Annotated in this window: 22 protein-coding genes; 8 read left to right on the top strand and 14 right to left on the bottom strand. The window is 44.0% G+C overall.

Annotation, left to right across the window (positions count from 1 at the left end; translation table 11 throughout):
* Positions 1-4 precede the first annotated feature (4 nt).
* Both LZT22_RS06585 and LZT22_RS06580 read left to right on the top strand, forming a co-directional pair.
* The gene (locus tag LZT22_RS06585) at positions 5-595 is read left to right on the top strand and encodes a YceI family protein (protein WP_233924268.1); all 591 of its coding nucleotides are present in this window, start codon (positions 5-7) and stop codon (positions 593-595) included.
* 35 nt (positions 596-630) lie between these two features.
* On the top strand, positions 631-1,224 hold the full coding sequence (locus tag LZT22_RS06580) for a YceI family protein (protein WP_233924267.1): 594 nt from the start codon (positions 631-633) through the stop codon (positions 1,222-1,224).
* Positions 1,225-1,324: 100 nt separating this feature from the next.
* Here the strand turns inward: LZT22_RS06580 and LZT22_RS06575 are convergent, their stop codons facing one another.
* On the bottom strand, positions 1,325-2,482 hold the full coding sequence (locus LZT22_RS06575) for an aminotransferase class V-fold PLP-dependent enzyme (RefSeq protein WP_233924266.1): 1,158 nt from the start codon (positions 2,480-2,482) through the stop codon (positions 1,325-1,327).
* 91 nt (positions 2,483-2,573) lie between these two features.
* Between LZT22_RS06575 and LZT22_RS06570 the strand changes: the two genes are divergently transcribed.
* Both LZT22_RS06570 and LZT22_RS06565 read left to right on the top strand, forming a co-directional pair.
* The gene (locus tag LZT22_RS06570; RefSeq protein WP_233924265.1) at positions 2,574-3,350 is read left to right on the top strand and encodes a hypothetical protein; all 777 of its coding nucleotides are present in this window, start codon (positions 2,574-2,576) and stop codon (positions 3,348-3,350) included.
* 2 nt (positions 3,351-3,352) lie between these two features.
* A complete protein-coding gene (locus LZT22_RS06565) occupies positions 3,353-4,177 on the top strand; it encodes a mechanosensitive ion channel family protein (RefSeq protein WP_233924264.1) in 825 nt (274 codons plus the stop codon).
* Between the two features lie 2 nt (positions 4,178-4,179).
* On the opposite strand, the gene LZT22_RS06560 is transcribed toward LZT22_RS06565, so the two are convergent.
* A complete protein-coding gene (locus LZT22_RS06560) occupies positions 4,180-5,163 on the bottom strand; it encodes a Bug family tripartite tricarboxylate transporter substrate binding protein (protein ID WP_370635193.1) in 984 nt (327 codons plus the stop codon).
* Positions 5,164-5,210: 47 nt separating this feature from the next.
* Here LZT22_RS06560 and yjgA point away from each other — a divergent pair, with 47 nt between their 5' ends.
* A complete protein-coding gene (yjgA, locus tag LZT22_RS06555) occupies positions 5,211-5,720 on the top strand; it encodes a ribosome biogenesis factor YjgA (protein ID WP_233924263.1) in 510 nt (169 codons plus the stop codon).
* 27 nt (positions 5,721-5,747) lie between these two features.
* Here the strand turns inward: yjgA and LZT22_RS06550 are convergent, their stop codons facing one another.
* From LZT22_RS06550 to LZT22_RS06530, 5 genes are read right to left on the bottom strand one after another with little or no spacing between them, the layout of a single operon-like run.
* Positions 5,748-6,761 (bottom strand): tripartite tricarboxylate transporter substrate binding protein, encoded by a 1,014-nt coding sequence (locus LZT22_RS06550; RefSeq protein ID WP_233924262.1) that lies wholly within the window; start codon positions 6,759-6,761, stop codon positions 5,748-5,750.
* A 22-nt stretch (positions 6,762-6,783) separates the two neighbouring features.
* On the bottom strand, positions 6,784-7,101 hold the full coding sequence (locus tag LZT22_RS06545; protein WP_233924261.1) for a hypothetical protein: 318 nt from the start codon (positions 7,099-7,101) through the stop codon (positions 6,784-6,786).
* Positions 7,101-8,462, bottom strand: a complete 1,362-nt coding sequence (locus LZT22_RS06540; RefSeq protein ID WP_233924260.1) for an acyclic terpene utilization AtuA family protein — start codon at positions 8,460-8,462, stop codon at positions 7,101-7,103. Before LZT22_RS06540 ends, LZT22_RS06545 begins: the two co-directional genes overlap by 1 nt.
* Positions 8,462-8,947 carry a hypothetical protein gene (locus tag LZT22_RS06535; RefSeq protein ID WP_233924259.1) on the bottom strand — a complete coding sequence of 162 codons (486 nt, stop codon included), beginning with the start codon at positions 8,945-8,947 and terminating at the stop codon, positions 8,462-8,464. Before LZT22_RS06535 ends, LZT22_RS06540 begins: the two co-directional genes overlap by 1 nt.
* Before the next feature lie 25 nt (positions 8,948-8,972).
* Complete coding sequence (locus LZT22_RS06530) at positions 8,973-10,301, bottom strand: ATP-dependent RecD-like DNA helicase (RefSeq protein WP_233924258.1); 1,329 nt, start codon at positions 10,299-10,301, stop codon at positions 8,973-8,975.
* 75 nt (positions 10,302-10,376) lie between these two features.
* On the opposite strand from LZT22_RS06530, the gene LZT22_RS06525 reads away from it, so the two are divergent.
* Both LZT22_RS06525 and LZT22_RS06520 read left to right on the top strand, forming a co-directional pair.
* A complete protein-coding gene (locus LZT22_RS06525; RefSeq protein WP_233924257.1) occupies positions 10,377-10,655 on the top strand; it encodes a hypothetical protein in 279 nt (92 codons plus the stop codon).
* Positions 10,656-10,744: 89 nt separating this feature from the next.
* Positions 10,745-10,900, top strand: coding sequence for a hypothetical protein (locus tag LZT22_RS06520; RefSeq protein WP_233924256.1), 156 nt, complete (start codon positions 10,745-10,747; stop codon positions 10,898-10,900).
* A gap of 92 nt (positions 10,901-10,992) precedes the next feature.
* On the opposite strand, the gene LZT22_RS06515 is transcribed toward LZT22_RS06520, so the two are convergent.
* Together LZT22_RS06515 and LZT22_RS06510 are read right to left on the bottom strand one after the other, a co-directional pair.
* On the bottom strand, positions 10,993-11,196 hold the full coding sequence (locus LZT22_RS06515; RefSeq protein WP_233924255.1) for a hypothetical protein: 204 nt from the start codon (positions 11,194-11,196) through the stop codon (positions 10,993-10,995).
* A 196-nt stretch (positions 11,197-11,392) separates the two neighbouring features.
* Entirely contained in the window at positions 11,393-12,562 is a 1,170-nt protein-coding gene (locus LZT22_RS06510; protein ID WP_233924254.1) for an MFS transporter, read from the bottom strand.
* Positions 12,563-12,705: 143 nt separating this feature from the next.
* On the opposite strand from LZT22_RS06510, the gene LZT22_RS06505 reads away from it, so the two are divergent.
* Positions 12,706-13,977 (top strand): O-acetylhomoserine aminocarboxypropyltransferase/cysteine synthase family protein, encoded by a 1,272-nt coding sequence (locus LZT22_RS06505; RefSeq protein WP_233924253.1) that lies wholly within the window; start codon positions 12,706-12,708, stop codon positions 13,975-13,977.
* Between the two features lie 146 nt (positions 13,978-14,123).
* Here the strand turns inward: LZT22_RS06505 and LZT22_RS06500 are convergent, their stop codons facing one another.
* From LZT22_RS06500 to thrC, 5 genes are all read right to left on the bottom strand, one after another.
* A complete protein-coding gene (locus tag LZT22_RS06500; protein WP_233924252.1) occupies positions 14,124-14,567 on the bottom strand; it encodes a nuclear transport factor 2 family protein in 444 nt (147 codons plus the stop codon).
* 97 nt (positions 14,568-14,664) lie between these two features.
* Positions 14,665-15,117, bottom strand: coding sequence for a molybdopterin synthase catalytic subunit MoaE (gene moaE / locus LZT22_RS06495; protein ID WP_233924251.1), 453 nt, complete (start codon positions 15,115-15,117; stop codon positions 14,665-14,667).
* 1 nt (position 15,118) lies between these two features.
* Positions 15,119-15,376, bottom strand: coding sequence for a molybdopterin converting factor subunit 1 (moaD, locus tag LZT22_RS06490; RefSeq protein WP_233924250.1), 258 nt, complete (start codon positions 15,374-15,376; stop codon positions 15,119-15,121).
* Positions 15,377-15,413: 37 nt separating this feature from the next.
* Positions 15,414-16,652, bottom strand: a complete 1,239-nt coding sequence (glp, locus tag LZT22_RS06485; protein ID WP_233924249.1) for a gephyrin-like molybdotransferase Glp — start codon at positions 16,650-16,652, stop codon at positions 15,414-15,416.
* A gap of 5 nt (positions 16,653-16,657) precedes the next feature.
* Positions 16,658-18,100: a threonine synthase gene (gene thrC / locus LZT22_RS06480; RefSeq protein ID WP_233924248.1), complete on the bottom strand. Its 1,443-nt coding sequence runs from the start codon at positions 18,098-18,100 to the stop codon at positions 16,658-16,660.
* Position 18,101: the final 1 nt, after the last annotated feature.

The raw sequence follows: 18,101 nt of genomic DNA, 5'->3' as shown, positions 1-18,101 counted from the left end.
CAAGATGCAAATTTTGCGAGCATTAACTGCCAAATCAACTCTATTAATAAGCGCCATTTGTAGCTTAATAAGCTTATTTTCTGGGCCTGTTCTGGCAGTGGATTTTAATTCGCTTGATACCGCTAAAAGTAAAATTACCTTCACCTGCAAACTAATGGGCTCGAGTATTAATGGTAGCTTTGACCAATTTGGGGGGATAGTGAGTTTCAACCCAGATAGCCCCGAAAAGGCGAAAGCAGATCTATGGATTGCGTTGGCAAGTTTTAACGCTGGGGGCGATGAATTGCGCGACGAGGCTCAAGGCAAAGAATGGTTCAACAGTAAAGCATTTCCCAAAGCGCAATTTGTATCTGAAAGTATTAAAAATTTGGGGAATGGTAAGCTCGAATTAAAAGGTAAGCTCACGATTAAAAATAAAACCCAACCCCTTACAATTATGGCAAGCTATCAGGCCCAAGGTAAGCAAATGACCTTTAATGGTAGTTTTGAGTTACTGCGCCTGAATTACGACTTAGGAGCAGGGGCTTGGGCTGATACCAAGTCGGTTGCCAATGAAGTACCAGTAAAAATTTACCTCGTTTTAAATTCAAAATAAACTGACCGAATTTTTTATTACTTACGGAGAAATCAATGCAATCAAAATTATTTATCAATCTATGTAGTACCGTTACCTTCATTTGCAGTTTGAGTTTCAATATGCAGGTTATGGCAGCAGCCGAAAATTACGTCACAGAGCCTAATCACACCTTTGCTGAGTTTTCTTATAACCATCTCGGTTTATCTAACCAAACTAGTCGCTTTAACACGGTTAGTGGCACTATTACGATTGACCCCGTTGCCAAAACGGGGAAAGCAGATATTACGATCGATACTAAGTCGGTTGATACAAGCTCTAGCGCGTTCAATAACCATATTCAAGCTGAAGACTATTTATCCACCACGCAGTTTCCCACCGCAACATTTAAATCCGATAAATTTACTTTCTCAGGTGATAAATTAACGGGGATGCAGGGCGTTCTTACTTTAAAAGGTGTTAGCAAGCCTGTAACGCTTGAGGTTTCTAACTTTGATTGTAAAAAACATCCCATGATTGGGGTTGATTTTTGTGGCGCAAATGCAATCACAAAAGTAAAGCGCTCGGAATTTAATATGGGCAAAAATGTCCCTGCGGTAGGTGATGATGTCACGATTCGAATTGCTATTGAGGCTAAAAAGAGTAGTTAATAGCCAAACAAAAGCCGCTGACCTATTTCAGCGGCTTTTTTTATCGACGGGTTTAACTCCCTATTGCGACCATCTACCAGGTACTGTCTAAAAAAAATCCCTAAGCAGGGGCTGTCGTAAGCTGTTCAACTGCTCTCACTTGTTCGATCGCAGACTCCAAATGAGCGACAGTGCGCTCAATATGTTGCAATTTTTCTAGGCCAAATAAACCCACTCGGAAGGTCCGAAAATCGCTACGTTCATCACATTGCAAAGGTACCCCTGCGGCAGTTTGCATGCCTAGGGCCATAAACTTTTTTCCATTCTGAATTTCAGGATCAGTGGTGTAACTAACCACTACCGCTGGAGCTTGAAAGCCTTCTGCAGCAACTGAACTAAAACCATTTGCTACCATTAAGGCGCGTATCTTTGCGCCTAACTCAATTTGTTTCGCCTGCAGGTTGGCAAAACCTAAGGCTTGGGTCTCTTGCATTACATTGCGCACTAAACGTAAGGTATCTGTTGGCATCGTGGCATGGTAAACATGAGCCCCTTTTTCATAAGTCTCCATCGTAACTAACCACTTCTTTAAATCAAGTGCAAAACTATTACTTTGGGTTGTCTCTATTTTTTGACGAGCGCGTTCGCTCATACCAATTAAGGCGCAGCATGGGGGCCCGCTCCAGCCCTTTTGTGGCGCACTAATGAGAATATCAACATTACAGGCTTTCATATCGACCCACATCGCACCAGAGGCAATGCAATCCAATACAAATAAGCCGCCCACTGCTTGCACCGCTTTGCCTACAGCTGTTAAATACGCATCAGATAACATTAAACCAGCCGAAGTTTCTACATGGGGAGCAAAAACAACTGCGGGTTTTTCCTTCAAAATAAGGGCAACTACTTGATCGATTGGCGCAGGCATAAAAGCCCCATCAATCTGATCGGCTACTTGACGTGCTTTAAGAACCTGTAAGTCAGTTGTGATTTGCGCCATTTCAAATATTTGCGTCCAGCGATAACTGAACCAACCGTTACGCAAGATAAAGCATTTTTGATTCACGGCAAATTGACGTGCAACAGACTCCATGCCGAAGGTGCCGCTACCCGGAACAATTACAGTTGAATGGGCCTGGTAAGCACATTTGAAGATGCGCGAAATATCGCGCATCACTTGACCAAAATCATGCGACATATGATTGAGTGAGCGGTCGGTGTAAACCACTGAAAATTCGAGTAATCCAGCTGGATCAACGTTGGGAAGTAAGCCTGGCATAGGAATTCCTTGAAAATAAGGGAAATGCGGGTTAATTAAGGTTCATTTTACTGGTGCCCAAAAGCAAGAGCCAAACTTCTATAATGCACCTATGAATCTAATGCGCCCAATTCTTGATCACCCCTTATGGGTACTACTCATCACCTTTTCCGTACTTTCTGCAGCCGTTTCGCTTGGCGCCGCCTTGCGTCGCATCGAAGTGAAGCGCAATCCCCAAAGTACGGCCGATGCATCGATTGTGCAAAACGCCACACTTACCTTATTAGCCCTCATGATCGGTTTTACCTTTTCCATGTCGATTAACCGCTATGACCAACGTAAATTGTATGAAGAGGCTGAGGCCAATGCAATTGGCACCGAATATCTGCGCGCCGATCTATTGCCGACCGCCTATGCTACAGCGACAAAATTAAACCTCAAAAAATACTTGCAATATCGCATTGCCGAATATCAAGCACTCGCTCCCAGCGACATTCAAAAACTCGATATCGAACTAGAGCGCCAACAAAATCTACTATGGACCACTGTTTTACCCGCACTGAAAGAGCACCAAACGCCCATTCATGCCTTAGTGGCTGCTGGCATGAATGATGTCATTAATTCTGCTAGTTATACCCAAGCTGCCTGGCTCAATCGTATTCCTGCTCCCGCCTGGGCTTTATTGTTTATTATCGCTATCTTTGCGAGCATTGCTGTGGGTTTTAGCGCCAATAGCTTTAAAGCGAATCGCACGCTTTTTTTATCAATTCCGCTAGTGGTTTCAGTATCGTTTTTTCTGATCGCGGATATTGACGGCCCTCGTCACGGCATCATCAAAGTTTTGCCCGTTAATTTAATTGGCCTTGATCTGCAACTCAATAAACCTTAATCATGAATCTGTCCGAAATCGATTTCACTCGCATGCAAAATATCATTCTTACTGCGGTAACTGATATTGGTCTAAAAATTGTTGCGGCGATTTTATTTTGGTTTATTGGACGAGCTTTAATTCAGTTTACTGTTAAATTAGTTCGCGCTTGGATGGAAAAAAAAGTTCTAGACCCAACCGTCGAGAACTATGTGGCCGCAGCAATTTCAGTAATTCTGAATATTCTGCTAATCATTGGCATCTTAGGTAATTTTGGCCTCCAAACCACGAGCTTTGCCGCGCTATTTGCCACCCTTGGTATTACCATTGGCGCCGCCTGGGCGGGGTTGTTAGCCAACTTGGCAGCGGGTATTTTTCTCATTGTGCTTCGTCCATTTAAGGTGGGCGACTACGTGGTAGCGGGCGGCATTAATGGCAATATTACGCAAATTGGGCTCTTCTCTACTACCATTACTACGGCTGATAACGTCGCAACGCTAATCGGGAATAATAAAATTTTTAGTGATACGATCCAAAATTTTAGTAGCAATGCTTATCGACGACTTCACCTTAAGGTGCAGCTCACTAGCGGAGTAGATTATCAAGCGGCGATGACTTTATTACGTGAAAAAGTTGCGGCCATACCTGGTGTTCTGGCTAACCCAGCGGTAGTAATTGATATCGGCGACCTGAATTTAGTTGGACCCGTTTTAGTCGTGCGTCCTTGCTGTAGTGCGTTTGATTACACCCCGGTGCATTTTGCCACCAACCGAGTCATACTTGAAACATTAGAGGCCGCTGGTTTCGCCCCCAAGATGACAGGCCAAAATCTCTTGATCAATCAATAAAATTAATCTAATTTTGCCCCAGCCTGCTTCACTACTTTAGCCCATCGAGGCGTTTCAATAGCTAAAAACTTCGTGAATTGTTCAGCACTTAAAAAGGCGGGGTCTGCCCCTTGCGCTATCATGCGCTCTTGAATTGTCGGTGTTTCAAGCGTTTGTTTAAAGGCATTACTCAATTTTTGAATCGCCTCTGCGGGCGTATTACGCGGTGCAAGTACACCGTAAAATCCGACCACCTCTAAGTTAGCTACACCCGTTTCAATTACCGTTGGTACTTCAGGTAAAGCAATACTTCTAGTTTTACTAGTTACTGCTAATACTTTAATTTTGCCTTGTTTTGCATAATTTGCTACTTGAGGAATCGATTCCGCCATAAATTGGACGTGTCCAGCCATCAAATCAGTAAAAGCGGGTGCACTACCTTTAAATGGAATATGCACTATATCAATTCCAGTTTCCTGTTTTAGCATTTCTGGTACTAAATGAGAAATCCCGCCGTTGCCTGCAGAGCCATAATTTAATTTGCCTGGGTTCGCTTTTGCGTAGGCAATAAATTCTTTAAGGGTTTTGACTGGCACATCATTATTGACAATTAAACCAAGGGCTTGTTGTGCAGTACGAGCGACCGGCTGAAAATCATTCAATAAAATATAAGGTGGTGGCGTGTAAATAGCAGGGTTAATGACCATCGTACCAGTATTACCGAGCAATAGGGTGTAGCCGTCTGCAGGCGACTGAGCCACAAAGAGTGCCCCAACCGTTCCTCCAGCACCTGCTTTGTAATCAACCAAAATAGGCTGACCCAAAATGGCCTGTAACTTATCAGTTAAGAGTCGAATATGAGTATCTAAAGGGCCGCCAGCAGGAAAGCCGATCACAATTTTGATCGGTTTATCCGGATAAGCGGCTTGCGTATGGCAAGAAAGCCCCAGCAAAAAACTAGCTAAGCAAGCGCAAAGCAAAGGTCGTAAGCGGTAAGTAGTCATCATAGATGCTATCTTACCTAAAATAAGCTTAGGGGTGGTTAAAATGACTGATGATTTTTAATGCCGATGAAGAAGAGCTAGGGCCCAGCAAATCCGCGCTTAAACGCCAAATGACCCAACGTCAAAAATTGGCTGAAGTTCTTTCTGAACTCAGCAGCGATGCGCTGGCTAGTATTCCAATCGAAGAAAGCCTACGTGCTGAAATTGCCGAAACCAAAAAGATTAAAACTTTTGGGGCAATTAAAAGACACAAACAACATTTAGGCAAACTCATGCGCTTTTTAGATGAAGCTGAAATTGCCGCTATTCAGTTACGCCTTGATGCAATTCAAGGCCTTAGTCGGGCTGAAACGGCAAAAATGCATCGCTTCGAAGCCATGCGCGATAAACTCATTGCCGATGATGGCGCACTAACTAAACTGATTGAGCTCTATCCTGCCTTAGACATTCAAACGATGCGGAATTTAATTCGCAGTGCCCGCAAAGAGAAGGAGTTAAATAAACCACCCAAATCATATCGGGAAATTTTTCGTCTACTGAAAGAGTTAAGCGAGCCCTAACAAAGGGCTGCTTACTGTGTTTCCATTTTACTGCTGCTCAATTCCCGCATCTTTAATGGCCTTGGCCCACTTGATGGTTTCAAGTGTATTGCGCTTAGCCAAGGCAGACGGTGGTCCTGGCTCAACCTCAAAACCTAATGAAGCAAAACGTTCTTGAACGTCCTTGTTACGAGCAGTTTGATTCAAAGCCTCATTTAGCTTTTGAATAATTGCTGGCGGAGTTTTAGCTGGGGCATAAGCAGCAAAGTACGCAATAATTTCATAGCCTTTAATACCTAAGGCTTCATTTACGGTGGGTAATTCAGGAATAGCTTTAGATCGTTTTAACGAAGTTACGGCTAAGCCCCGAATTTTGCCAGCCTGAACTTGGGGCAAGGTTACTGCAAAGTCGGCGGTAAACATCATCACCTGCCCACCAATTAAATCGGTCATCGCATTGGGGCCGCTTTTATAAGGCACATTAATCATCTTCACTCCAGTCATCGAGGCTAAAACTGAGCTCGAAACTAGCTGTGAACTGCTTGCGCTTGCAAAAGTGACTTTACCAGGAGAATCTTTAGCGATCTGGATAAACTCTTTGAGTGTTTTAGCAGGAATTTCATTATTAATCGTCACAATAAGGGGTACTTCACCCATGAAACCAATGGCCTCAAAAGCAGTATCTTGATCGTAAGGCAATTTCTTCATTAAACTTTTTAATGCTGCATTGGTACTATTGGTGCCAATTAAAATCGTATAGCCGTCAGGATCAGCCTTGGCTACCGCATCAGCGCCTAACATGCCGTTAGCGCCCGGTTTATTCTCAACCACTATCGGCTGACCTAAAATCTCCGACATCTTGGCTGCAAAAGCACGGCCAATCTGATCAGTAGCACTACCAGCAGCAAAAGGCACAATCGCTTTAATCGGTTTATTGGGATAGTTTTGCGCTGTTGCTTGTGCATTAGCGTCTTGAACTCCAGTTGTCAATCCGATCAACAAGCTGGTAATAACTATAAAAAACGGTAAACGCTTAAATAACTTATCTTTAGTCTCGAGCATGGCTTTTCCTTTTTTTAATGGTTTATTTTGACTGAATTTCCATGGTAAGTAAATGAAATGATAGGGCTTTACCGTGCATATCTAAATTCAGGGAATCATTTACACCACCATCTAAAACGCCTTCGAGCACAAAATTCATAGCACCCAGCTTTGGTAGCAAATACCGTACGACCTGAGTGGGGTGGCGAAAGGCAAAATGGGTAGCAACCCGCTCTACTGTAAGCTGTTCTACTAACCATTCATAGTCCGCTAATTGATAAGCAATAACGCTAATATTAGAGCAGTTACCTTTATCGCCCGTACGGGCATGCGCTAATTCATATAAGGTGATCGAGTTCATCAGCAGTCTGACAAAAAATAAAATGTAGCGGGAACGTGCTCACGCTCAATTAAGCAAGATTGGATAGAAAGTCTTGGTCTTTTCGCTACGCGAACGCCGCCGCCACCTGCAGGACCACCGGTCCACAATGCTGTTACTTCGCGGAGGAGTAAATCAATCATTTTCAAATCACAGTGTTGCCCTGCAACGCGTAAACGTACATCATGAATTTCACCATGGGTAGGATTTTTTATTGCATTTTTGAGAAAACTATTGGCATCATCACCAAAAATGCTGCTGATACCAATTAAATCAAAACGTAAGGTCATCGCTGAACCCAAACGATTTTGTAGTATTTCCATTGCAAGTCTTGCCCTGCCTTTTGCATTTGGCCCGGCATACGAAATCTCCCCCTCGCCAAACCAACCGCCATCAAAAAAAACATTTGTTTTTAATGTATTAGTGCGCGGGTGACCCAAAACACCAGATAAGCGCACTCGATGCGGGGCGATTTCAGTTACTGTAGCCTGAGTAATATCAGCCACCACATCAGGCGTAATATAGGCAGCAGGATCATGGAGTTCATATAAAAGTTGTTCTTTTACGGTCCGTTCATCAACCAAGCCGCCGGTATTGCTTGCTTTGGTTATCACACAGCTACCATCAAATGCAATTTCTGCAATTGGAAAACCAATGTTATGAATCTCGGGCACATCCTTCACTCCAGGATCAGCAAAGTATCCTCCAGTCACTTGCGCACCACATTCCAACAAGTGCCCAGCCATCGTTGCACCTGCAAGCGCATTCCAATTATTGTCACTCCAGCCAAAATATGCCATGGCAGGCCCTAGGGTAAGCGATGGATCAGCAACACGGCCAGTTACGACAATTTGTGCACCTGCCAAAATTGCATTGGCAATTTCTCGCGCACCTTGGTATGCATTCGCACAGACGAAATTCGCCGCATCAAATTGTTCGCCTAAATGCTGGCGCAATAAGGTCTCAACTTTTTTACCATCCAACCTATCGCCCACCACAATTGCAATCCGAGGGCTAGGTAAACCAAGGCGTTTTGCCAAAGCCTGAATGACTTTGCCAGCCCCCTCTGGGTTTGCTGCACCAAAATTACCGACAATGGTGATCTGATGCTGCAAGCAAGCCGCCAATATAGGCTCCAGCTCAAGTTCTAATAAAGGCTCATACCCTAATTGTGGGTTAGCGCGTTTAGCTAATTGATGGCTTGCTAAGGTTCTTTCTGCCAAATTCTCAAAAATAATGGCCGCAGGACCGCCCCGCTCGATTAAGGTTTGCACCACGGGTGCAGCTGCATCGGTACGATCACCCGAAAAACCAGCTCCGCAGCCAACCGCAAAAATCGGCATTACAAATCACCGCGTTTTTTCAGCCACGCATCTCGATAGATATTCGTCATACCAATCATGATCGAAGTAGTCCAAGCTACAGAAAATAGGCCAGAAAAGGCAATAAAGAGGGGTAATACTTTCCATTCAAAAGGCATGATATTGCTAATGAAACCAATTGTGGTGTAGGTACTTCCAGCAAATAAAATGGCTTCGATAGGGTTCAGCACTAAACCTAGTAATAACAACATTACAGCCCACAGAATCACTTCAATAATATGAATTAAAGCAATAAAAGCAAATGATAAATAGAAATGAAATAGTACTAAATTGAATTTTTTACTGACAAAATCTAATTTGGTGATGTTATTAAAACGCATCAAAATAAAGTTAATCGTAATGCCATGAAATAACAAGATGAAGACTAAACCCCCTAATCCAAAAGCAGATTGAATCGCCAGATCAGTAAAGGAAAAATGCTCTAAGTTAAGGTGAATTGAATTCATCGATAAATTATCTCAAATACGCTAGCTATGTTAAACAAGCGACATAAAAGCGCTTAATTTCAGGATCGCATTGCACATCCCTTACTTGAATCGGTTTTTGTAAGCTGATGCCCTCAATTGAACGGCAGCGACTTAAGGCCACATAAACCTGACCCGAAGCAAACGTACCCGAGGAAAGATCTACTCTTACCTTATCTAAGGTTTTACCCTGACTCTTATGAATGGTTACGGCCCAGGCCAACATTAAAGGAATTTGGGTATAGGTGCCAACTACATTGGGCTTTATTTTTCCCGACATCATCTCAATTGCGTATTGATAAGATTCCCAATCAAATGACTTAACCTCCACTGTATTCATGTAGGAAGCACTCTGAATCTCGACCTTGACCGCATCGCTTTTTAATTCCTTCACCACCCCAATACTGCCATTGACCCACTTCTTTGGAAAGTCTTTGTCATTGGCAGTAAACATAACTTTTGCGCCAATTTTTAAGGCTAAATGAAGGGGCGAAGGAAGGTTGCGCTCGTCGATATTAAATTTGCCATCTAGCTTACCTAAATATGTTTTTGCCGGAGAAGTAATTGCTACAAGTTCACTATTATTAATTTGGTCGGCCCGTGCATTGGTAGTAGTGAGAGTGATACTTAACGGGTCAAGATCTTGCTTGGCTGTTGTCGCTGATTGAAAGCATTGGGCGTTAAGACGCTCTAAGGTCGCATCAATATCTTCATTCAGCCGAATTTGATTCAGCATCTGCGTAAACTCACCATCTTTTTGGCGAAATATTTTTTGTAGCTCAATCATGGTTACCGCTTTACGATGCAAGACCATGGCACAAAAAAAGTAAGCGCCTTCGTAACCGCGCTCACGCAATATTTCCATATCTTCACTTCTTACGACCGGAGGTAATTGAAATAAATCACCTACAAACATAACTTGTATACCGCCAAAAGGCTCTCCTCGTTTGGGCCCATTCGCGCGTAAAAATAAATCCATTGCATCAATCAAGTCGGCACGCACCATTGAAATTTCATCAATAATGAGTAAGCGCATCCCTTCATACAGGCGCTTATCGCGCAGCACCTTAATATCTTCTTCAGGAAATATTAGTCGAGGAGGAAAACGAAAAAAAGAGTGGATGGTCACACCACGCACTTGCAAGGCTGCTACTCCAGTAGGGGCCAAGACCACTACATTGCCAGCAAGGTTTTCACGTAAATAGCCAATTAAGGTTGTCTTGCCAGTGCCTGCTTTGCCACTCACAAAAATATAGGGGTCACCCCGAGCAATTGCCTCCATCACCGCCTCATATTCAGGGGTGATTTCAATTTCAGAATTAGCGACATTTGTCATAGGTGCAACAATAACACCCTAAAATAGGTACTTCAGATAAGATTGGCGGATTATATTAATGAGATCAATTCGAGCATGAACGAAAAGTCTAAATCAGAAGAATTTACCGAGCAGTCAACCCTTACTCCGCAAGCGCCTGCCTTATTTAGCCGCTGGCTACCCCCTGGGCTTGGTAGGAAACTAATTCTTGCATTCTTTCTTGGTATGGGGTGCTTTGGCGTTTCTGAGGGGCGCTACTTGTGGTCCCTGTATTGGTTGGTGGCTATGACATTTTCACCGCGCATGGTGGGCCATTTTGTGCGGGGCTATGGTGGACTGATGAAAAAAATTAACCACACTATCAATCGACCATAAATCCGAGAATTGGATAAAATCAAAGCCGATATTAGAGCTTGCTTTATGATTAGCCTAACGCCTTACCGTGCCCCTTTAATAGGTTTGAAATGAACAAAATAATTGCCTTATTTTTGCTATCCATTGCCATCTATGGCTGTCAGGTTGCGCCCTATTCGGACTCATCCCCCGGCATGCAAAACACGATTCAGAATCAAATTACTGAGGGCGGTTGCATGGGTATGCCATGCAATTATGGCAACTAATAAGCTTAACTAAAAAGCTCGCTTACCCCAAAAAAAATGACCCTCACTCGAGAGTCATGATTCAAGCAGCCAAATGCTGAATTATTAAGAACTTAACCGGCTGATTTATCCTGAATTGCAAAAGACAAATAACTTAAAAAAAGCGCTATACCTAAAGACGCTAAAAATACAGCGACTTTTGACTGGCCAGCAGGGAAAATTAAATAAAATGCAGTGGTAATACTAATAATCATTCCAGCAATACCAGCTAGTTTCAAAATCTTATCCATCGGGCTTTGAGATTCAGTAAAAAGCATATTCAATATCCTTTCGTTAAGCAAAAATATTCACCGTAAAGCAAGTGAAATAATTCGCACCTTAACCCACTTGCCATTCGCTTACATTACATCGTGGTCCAGCCAGAGTCAAGACTAGCCGCAACATATTCTTAAAAATATCAATTAGGCGCTCTAAACCCAATTAAAATATAGGCTTATGGCTGGGCTGAATCGGTTAGGCAGAAGTCTTCATTTGTTCGGTAGGGAAGATAAAGGCGCCAATCACAACCAAGAAGCAAAATGCTGCAAAGGCCTGCAGCATTAAAGTAAAACCACCGTTGGCATAGAGTAAGGCCACTAAGCCTACCGAAGCGCCTGCTGCAGTAAAGCCCAGGAAATAGCGAACCGCAAAAGCGCGGGCGCGCCACTCATCCGAAGTATATTTACCAACCATCGTGTCGTTTACAGTTACCTGACCAAAAATACTAATCACAATCCCAATCGAAACGAGAATTAGCATAAAACCAGATGTTTCTGCTGCAACATACAGCATCGCTACTAAAAAAATAGCTAGTGGCATAAAAATCTTTTTAAGCGGATATTTATCCAGCAAATTACCAATCGTATATTGGGCTAAAGCACCAAACACATAAACCGTAGAAGCAATTAAACCTAAAAGCGCAGTATTTTGGGTGATCTCGGCGAGTCTTTCTTGAAATAATTTTGGCAGCGCTACCGTGATCGCATTAAAAGTGGTTGAGCTAGCAATAATTGTCAAGACTAAGGACACCACCACTAGCGCCATCACATTTTTTGATACTCTGGCATTACCCACGCCCAAGGATTTTTTGGCAATTTTTTCATCATGAATGGTTTTCATAAAAATGAGCCCAATGACGATGGCAATGACACCGGGTAAAACAAAAGCCCAACGCCAGCCTAAATATTCACAAATTAAGCCCGTGATGAGTGCTGATGAGGCTACTCCTAAGTTACCGTAAACACCGTTGATACCTAGTTCCCTCCCCAGTTTTGCTGAGTAAGACGTCAGCATAGCCATGCCTACAGGGTGATAGATCGAAGCAATGATCCCAACTGCAAATAGTGCAATCCCTAGCTGCATTGGTGTTTGTATCAAGGCAGTGCCTAAGAGGGCAGATCCCATGCCAATAAAAAAGATGGCAAGCATATTTCTTCTACTCCAGCGATCGCCTAGCCACCCGCTAATTAACGACCCAGCACCAAAGGCAATAAAGCCAGGGGTAGCATACGGCAGTAGCTGCGCATAGGTCATATTAAATACTGGCGCCATCACAATGACTGCGGCTGCAAACACCAGCATGGCATAGTGATCAATAAAATGCGCCAGATTAATAAAGCCAATGACTTTTTTGGGTGAATTCATCGCCAACCCCTTATAAAACAGATGTTTATCCTAATTAAGATAGAAATTCTATTCCTGATTGTCAATTTTTTGATAATTACCCCAATCTTATCGGGCTCAATTACACTAACTACTAATAAACGTCTTAATCCGGAGGCAACCATATGAAATTTGAAACTAAGGCTGTACATGCTGGCTACAAACCCGATCCAGTTACCAAGGCAGTAGTGCCCCCAATTTACCAAACAGTAGCCTACGCCTTTGACAGCGCACAGCATGGGGCCGACTTATTCGATCTAAAAGTGCCTGGCAATATCTATACCCGTATTATGAATCCAACCCAATCAGTGCTTGAAGAACGTGTGGCTGCGCTCGAGGGCGGCATCGCTGCCCTCGCACTGGCTTCAGGGCAAGCTGCAGTCACTTACGCAATTCAAACTATCGCTGAAATGGGCGATAACATCGTTTCTTCAAATGCCCTTTATGGCGGAACCTACAATTTATTTGCTCATACATTGCCTCAATATGGAATTGAAACTCGCTTTGCCGATTATCGTGATCCCAAAAGTTTTGAGCCGCTAATCGATGCCCGTACCAAAGCAATTTATGTTGAATCGTTGGGCAATCCCCAAGGTAACGTGACTGATATTGCTGCCATAGCGGAAATGGCACACCGCCATGGCGTCCCTCTCATTGTTGATAACACGGTACCTAGCCCCTATTTATGCCGCCCCATTGAGCATGGTGCCGATATTGTGGTGCAATCTTTAACCAAGTATATGGGTGGCCATGGCAATAGCTTAGGCGGCGCCATCATTGATTCTGGCAAGTTTCCTTGGGCCGAACATAAAGAAAAATTTAAGCGACTTAATGAGCCCGATGTGAGTTATCACGGCGTGGTTTATACCGAAGCGTTAGGACCCGCAGCTTATATTGGTCGCGCACGGGTAGTACCACTAAGAAATATGGGCGCTGCTATTTCACCGTTTAATGCCTTTTTAATTTTGCAAGGAATTGAAACCTTGCCGCTGCGCATGGATCGTATTTGTGAAAATACGTTAGCGGTAGCTAATTTTATGAAACAACAGGCGAAGGTGCAGTGGGTTAACTATGCAGGCTTACCCGACCACCCTGACCATGCCTTAGTAAAAAGAATAATGGGCGGCAAAGCATCGGGCCTAATGACTTTTGGTGTTAAAGGTGGGCGAGCTGCGGGTGAACGTTTCTTAGACGCCTTAAATTTATTTACCCGTTTAGTCAATATTGGCGATGTCCGCTCTCTCGCTACACATCCTGCTTCAACCACCCATCGCCAGCTTTCGCCAGAAGAATTGGCTAAATCTGGGGTTTCCGAAGATACGGTGCGTTTATGCGTTGGCATTGAACATATTGATGATTTAAAAGAAGACCTCGCCCAAGCTTTAGCCAAGGTATAGAGTAAATAGGAGAGTCAAGCTGAGAGTTGCATGCCACATTGCTACCCACACACATTACTGAGTAGTGATTTAATCAATATGCCTACCAAGCTGCCGGAGACATTTAGGATATTTTTAATTGCCTAGTCAATTGCAGTAATGGGTAACTAAATCTTAAATGCCTGGCGTCCGATCAACTTCCACTCACCACCTTCAATTCGAAATACATAGATAATTTCTAATTCGACATGCCCTGGTTTGCCGCCCGGCGCAATATCAGCCGATACATGATTACGTACAACGGCAAGATCCCCCATCATGACAATTTTTTGATTAGTCACATCAATTTTAGTAAATACCGACTTCCGTTCAACTAGAGCATCGATGAATTCTTTTTTGTTCTGCACCCTGCCATCCGAATGCCCATAATTAACTTGGGCTCCTGAAATTGCACTGAGCTTTTGCGCATCGCCTGAAAGAATGGCAGCATTCAACCTTTCCATCGCCTTAGATACCTCTGCTTCGGTTGCAGGTTGAGCAAATGCACTTGAAAAGCTGATGGCAAAAAGAGCCACTAATTGTAATAAACGAATCATAGTTGTCTGAACCATAGTTGTCTCCTAGGGGTAATTTTTTTAATGTCGGTCAATAATTTATAAAATAAATAATCGTCTTTTTTCTTCACTATACCTGAATAGCAATAAATTACTACTTCTGCCACCGCTTCAGTGCTTCATCATCGGTAATGCGAGCATCGACCCAATGCTCGCCAGTGGGTGTAGCCTCTTTTTTCCAAAAAGGGGCAGCGGTTTTTAAGTAATCCATAATAAATTCGCAGGCGGCAAAGGCTTCGCCACGATGTTGGCCTGTCACTGCTACCAAAACAATTTGCTCGCCAGGCAACATTTTGCCGATGCGATGAATCACTAATGTGTCGCGAATCTGCCAGCGCGCCTTCGCTTCGGCAATAATTGCTGCTAGCGCTTTTTCGGTCATGCCAGCATAGTGCTCTAACTCCATGCTGTTTACCTGACTACCATTATTCATATCGCGCACAGTACCGACAAAAGAAACAATTGCGCCGACCTCTAAATCACCAGAGCGTAGCGCAGCAATTTCGGTGCTCAAATCAAAATCAGCAACTTGAATACGAACTGTCATTTCAGCCGCCGGTAACAGGGGGGAAAAAAGCGACTTCATCGCCGTCGCTGATGCGCACATCTTCTGCCGCAATGTGTTGGTTTACAGCACAACGTATGGGCCGTTCGGCATTAAATAATTGCGCCCAAACTTCACCCCGCTGCATGAGCCAAATCCGCAACTCTGCAGTATTCACTACAGATGGCGGCACACTAACCAATTCCTCGCTTAAACCGAGGCCTTCGCGTAGGGAGGCAAAAAAGCGTAACTGTAGTTTCATCGTGCCATCCTAAACGATTTTATAGATTGAATGATGCTTAACTCAGGAGCCCACTAAAAGGCATATAAGTTACCATTGCACCGCGTTGAATTGCTTGATTTGGCGGACAGTCAACTAGACCATCGCCCCATGATGCGCTTGTTAAGACCCCTGAGCTTTGATTAGGAAATAAATCGAGGCCGCCTGCTGCGTTCTCCTTAACTCGCAAGAATTCATTACGGCGATCGGCTTTGAGCCAATCGAAATCTGCCCGCATAAAATATCTTGGTGCGTTTATCTCATGACGACCCTGTAAGCGCAAAATAAATGGCCGGACAAATAATAAAAATGTAACGAAGCTCGACACGGGATTACCTGGCAGACCCATAAACCAAGTTTCACCACTCGCAACATCAGCCCCTTTACGCACCGCACCAAAGGCCAATGGTTTACCAGGTTTAATTGCTATTTGCCAAAGGTCTAAGCGTCCTTCTGCGCTAACAGCGGGCTTAATATGATCCTCTTCCCCAACCGAAACCCCACCTGATGTAATGATCAGGTCATGATTTACACTTGCCGCCCGCAACGCCGCGCGAGTAGCGTCTAAGCGATCGGGTACGATACCTAAATCAGTAGGGATACATCCTAACGATCTTAAGCAAGCTAATAAAGTATCGCGATTCGAGTTATAAATTCCGCCAGGCTTTAATGGTTCGCCAGGCAAAGCTAGTTCATCACCAGTAAAAAATGCAGCAACTCGCACGCGGCGTTTCACCATTAAATGGGTAAGACCAGCAGATGCAGCAACCCCCAATTCTTGGGGACGTAAAAAAGTACCCGCTGACAAGGCCACTTTGCCGGCTGTAAGATCTTCGCCACGGCGACGAATCCATTGCCCCGCGAGAGGTAAATGCAGAATCTGTACGCGATCTGTTTGTCCCGCAATTTCACTTGGTAACAAGCTGGTTTCTTCTTGCATGACTATCGCATCTGCACCCTCAGGAATCGGAGCGCCAGTGAAAATACGTGCAGCTTGCCTTAACTCTAATGTCTGACCAACTGTTCCCGCAGGAATACGTTGACCAATGTGCAATGTCATATCAGCAGCGCTTAAATCGGCACAACGTACTGCATAACCATCCATCGAACTATTATCGAGGGGCGGTACATCTACTAAACTAGCTAAATCAGCTGCCAACACTCGTCCTAGAGCTGTCTGAGTTGGCTCACGCTCTACTTCGCTAACCGCCTGAGCATGCGGCAGTAAATGATCTAAAGCTTCTTGAGCAGTGAGCATAGTTTTTATTGAAGATGTGAAGTAATAAAAGCTTTCACCTGATTGACATCGGGTCTCATTGTCTGCACCCGTTGCGGTAAAGTTTTAATACTTTGAAAAGCAGGCGGACAATCAGCCGGGCGCCCTAGCGCAGCTTCAATGGTCTCTGCAAACTTAATTGGCAGAGCAGTTTCAAGCACAATCATGGGTATCCCCGCCTGTAGATGATGGCGTGCTACCTGCACACCGTCAGCGGTATGCGGATCGATCATCACGCCATACTGCATATCGATATTACGAATCGTGTCGAGGCGATTTTGGTGACTACTACTTCCAGAAATAAAGCCAAACTGCTGTATCGCTTGAAAGGCTGGGTCAGTCGATAAATCAAAGCCGCCAGTCTTCTCGACTTGCTTAAATAAAGCAGCAGTCCGTTGACCATCTTGACCTAATAAATCAAAAATAAAGCGCTCAAAATTACTGGCTTTCGAGATATCCATTGATGGACTAGTGGTATGTAAAGTCTCCGCCGCTTTACGAGCGCGATAAATGCCTGTGCGGAAAAATTCATCAAGTACATTATTTTCATTCGTAGCTAACACTAAATGCTCGATTGGTAAACCCATCATGCGCGCTATATGGCCTGCACAAATATTACCAAAGTTGCCTGAAGGAACAGCAAAAGACACCTGCTCTGTATTCGCTTTAGTGGCCAGAAAATAGGCTTGAAAGTAGTACACGACCTGAGCTACAACCCGCCCCCAGTTAATTGAGTTCACAGTACCAATGTGGTAGCGGGCTTTAAATTCTAGATCATTACTTACTGCTTTAACAATATCTTGGCAGTCGTCAAACACCCCTGTAAGCGCTAAATTATGGATGTTGGCATCAGGTAAAGAATACATTTGTGCGGCTTGAAACGCGCTCATTTTACCTTGCGGTGACAACATAAATACCTGAATACCAGCTTTACCGCGCATGGCATATTCTGCTGCGCTACCCGTATCACCCGATGTCGCACCCAAGATGTTAAGTTGTTGCCCCGTTTTTTGCAAAGCATATTCAAATAAATTGCCCAGCAACTGCATCGCCATATCCTTAAACGCTAAGGTAGGCCCGTTAGAAAGACTTAAAAGGCTGAGGCTAGTACCCTGCTCTTCTCCCAAATAATGCAAAGGAGTAATATCGCTTGCTAAATCAGTGCGCCGACCATTGCAATAAACCGCTGCGGTATAGGTTTTACGAGTGATGTCAAGTAAATCTGCTGCTGGTATGTCATCACAAAACAAATGTAACACCTCATATGCTAAATCGGCGTACGTTAATTTGCGCCAAGCATCGAGTTGCGCCGAGCTGACTTGTGGATAATGCACTGGCAAATATAAACCGCCATCGGGAGCTAAGCCACCAAGTAAAATGGCCTGAAAGCTGACTAGCGGGCTATTACCGCGGGTAGATTGATACAGCATT

The sequence above is a fragment of the Polynucleobacter sp. IMCC 29146 genome, assembly GCF_021395195.1.
Classification (GTDB): Bacteria; Pseudomonadota; Gammaproteobacteria; order Burkholderiales; family Burkholderiaceae; genus Polynucleobacter.
This window is presented reverse-complemented; position numbering and strand designations above follow the sequence as displayed.

Coding starts and splice junctions, on each gene's coding strand:
- LZT22_RS06585 (WP_233924268.1), top strand. CDS start 5: ATGCAAATTTTGCGAGCATTAACTGCCAAATCAACTCTATTAATAAGC.
- LZT22_RS06580 (WP_233924267.1), top strand. CDS start 631: ATGCAATCAAAATTATTTATCAATCTATGTAGTACCGTTACCTTCATT.
- LZT22_RS06575 (WP_233924266.1), bottom strand. CDS start 2,482: ATGCCAGGCTTACTTCCCAACGTTGATCCAGCTGGATTACTCGAATTT.
- LZT22_RS06570 (WP_233924265.1), top strand. CDS start 2,574: ATGAATCTAATGCGCCCAATTCTTGATCACCCCTTATGGGTACTACTC.
- LZT22_RS06565 (WP_233924264.1), top strand. CDS start 3,353: ATGAATCTGTCCGAAATCGATTTCACTCGCATGCAAAATATCATTCTT.
- LZT22_RS06560 (WP_370635193.1), bottom strand. CDS start 5,163: ATGATGACTACTTACCGCTTACGACCTTTGCTTTGCGCTTGCTTAGCT.
- yjgA (WP_233924263.1), top strand. CDS start 5,211: ATGATTTTTAATGCCGATGAAGAAGAGCTAGGGCCCAGCAAATCCGCG.
- LZT22_RS06550 (WP_233924262.1), bottom strand. CDS start 6,761: ATGCTCGAGACTAAAGATAAGTTATTTAAGCGTTTACCGTTTTTTATA.
- LZT22_RS06545 (WP_233924261.1), bottom strand. CDS start 7,101: ATGAACTCGATCACCTTATATGAATTAGCGCATGCCCGTACGGGCGAT.
- LZT22_RS06540 (WP_233924260.1), bottom strand. CDS start 8,462: ATGCCGATTTTTGCGGTTGGCTGCGGAGCTGGTTTTTCGGGTGATCGT.
- LZT22_RS06535 (WP_233924259.1), bottom strand. CDS start 8,947: ATGAATTCAATTCACCTTAACTTAGAGCATTTTTCCTTTACTGATCTG.
- LZT22_RS06530 (WP_233924258.1), bottom strand. CDS start 10,301: ATGACAAATGTCGCTAATTCTGAAATTGAAATCACCCCTGAATATGAG.
- LZT22_RS06525 (WP_233924257.1), top strand. CDS start 10,377: ATGAACGAAAAGTCTAAATCAGAAGAATTTACCGAGCAGTCAACCCTT.
- LZT22_RS06520 (WP_233924256.1), top strand. CDS start 10,745: ATGAACAAAATAATTGCCTTATTTTTGCTATCCATTGCCATCTATGGC.
- LZT22_RS06515 (WP_233924255.1), bottom strand. CDS start 11,196: ATGCTTTTTACTGAATCTCAAAGCCCGATGGATAAGATTTTGAAACTA.
- LZT22_RS06510 (WP_233924254.1), bottom strand. CDS start 12,562: ATGAATTCACCCAAAAAAGTCATTGGCTTTATTAATCTGGCGCATTTT.
- LZT22_RS06505 (WP_233924253.1), top strand. CDS start 12,706: ATGAAATTTGAAACTAAGGCTGTACATGCTGGCTACAAACCCGATCCA.
- LZT22_RS06500 (WP_233924252.1), bottom strand. CDS start 14,567: ATGGTTCAGACAACTATGATTCGTTTATTACAATTAGTGGCTCTTTTT.
- moaE (WP_233924251.1), bottom strand. CDS start 15,117: ATGACAGTTCGTATTCAAGTTGCTGATTTTGATTTGAGCACCGAAATT.
- moaD (WP_233924250.1), bottom strand. CDS start 15,376: ATGAAACTACAGTTACGCTTTTTTGCCTCCCTACGCGAAGGCCTCGGT.
- glp (WP_233924249.1), bottom strand. CDS start 16,652: ATGCTCACTGCTCAAGAAGCTTTAGATCATTTACTGCCGCATGCTCAG.
- thrC (WP_233924248.1), bottom strand. CDS start 18,100: ATGCTGTATCAATCTACCCGCGGTAATAGCCCGCTAGTCAGCTTTCAG.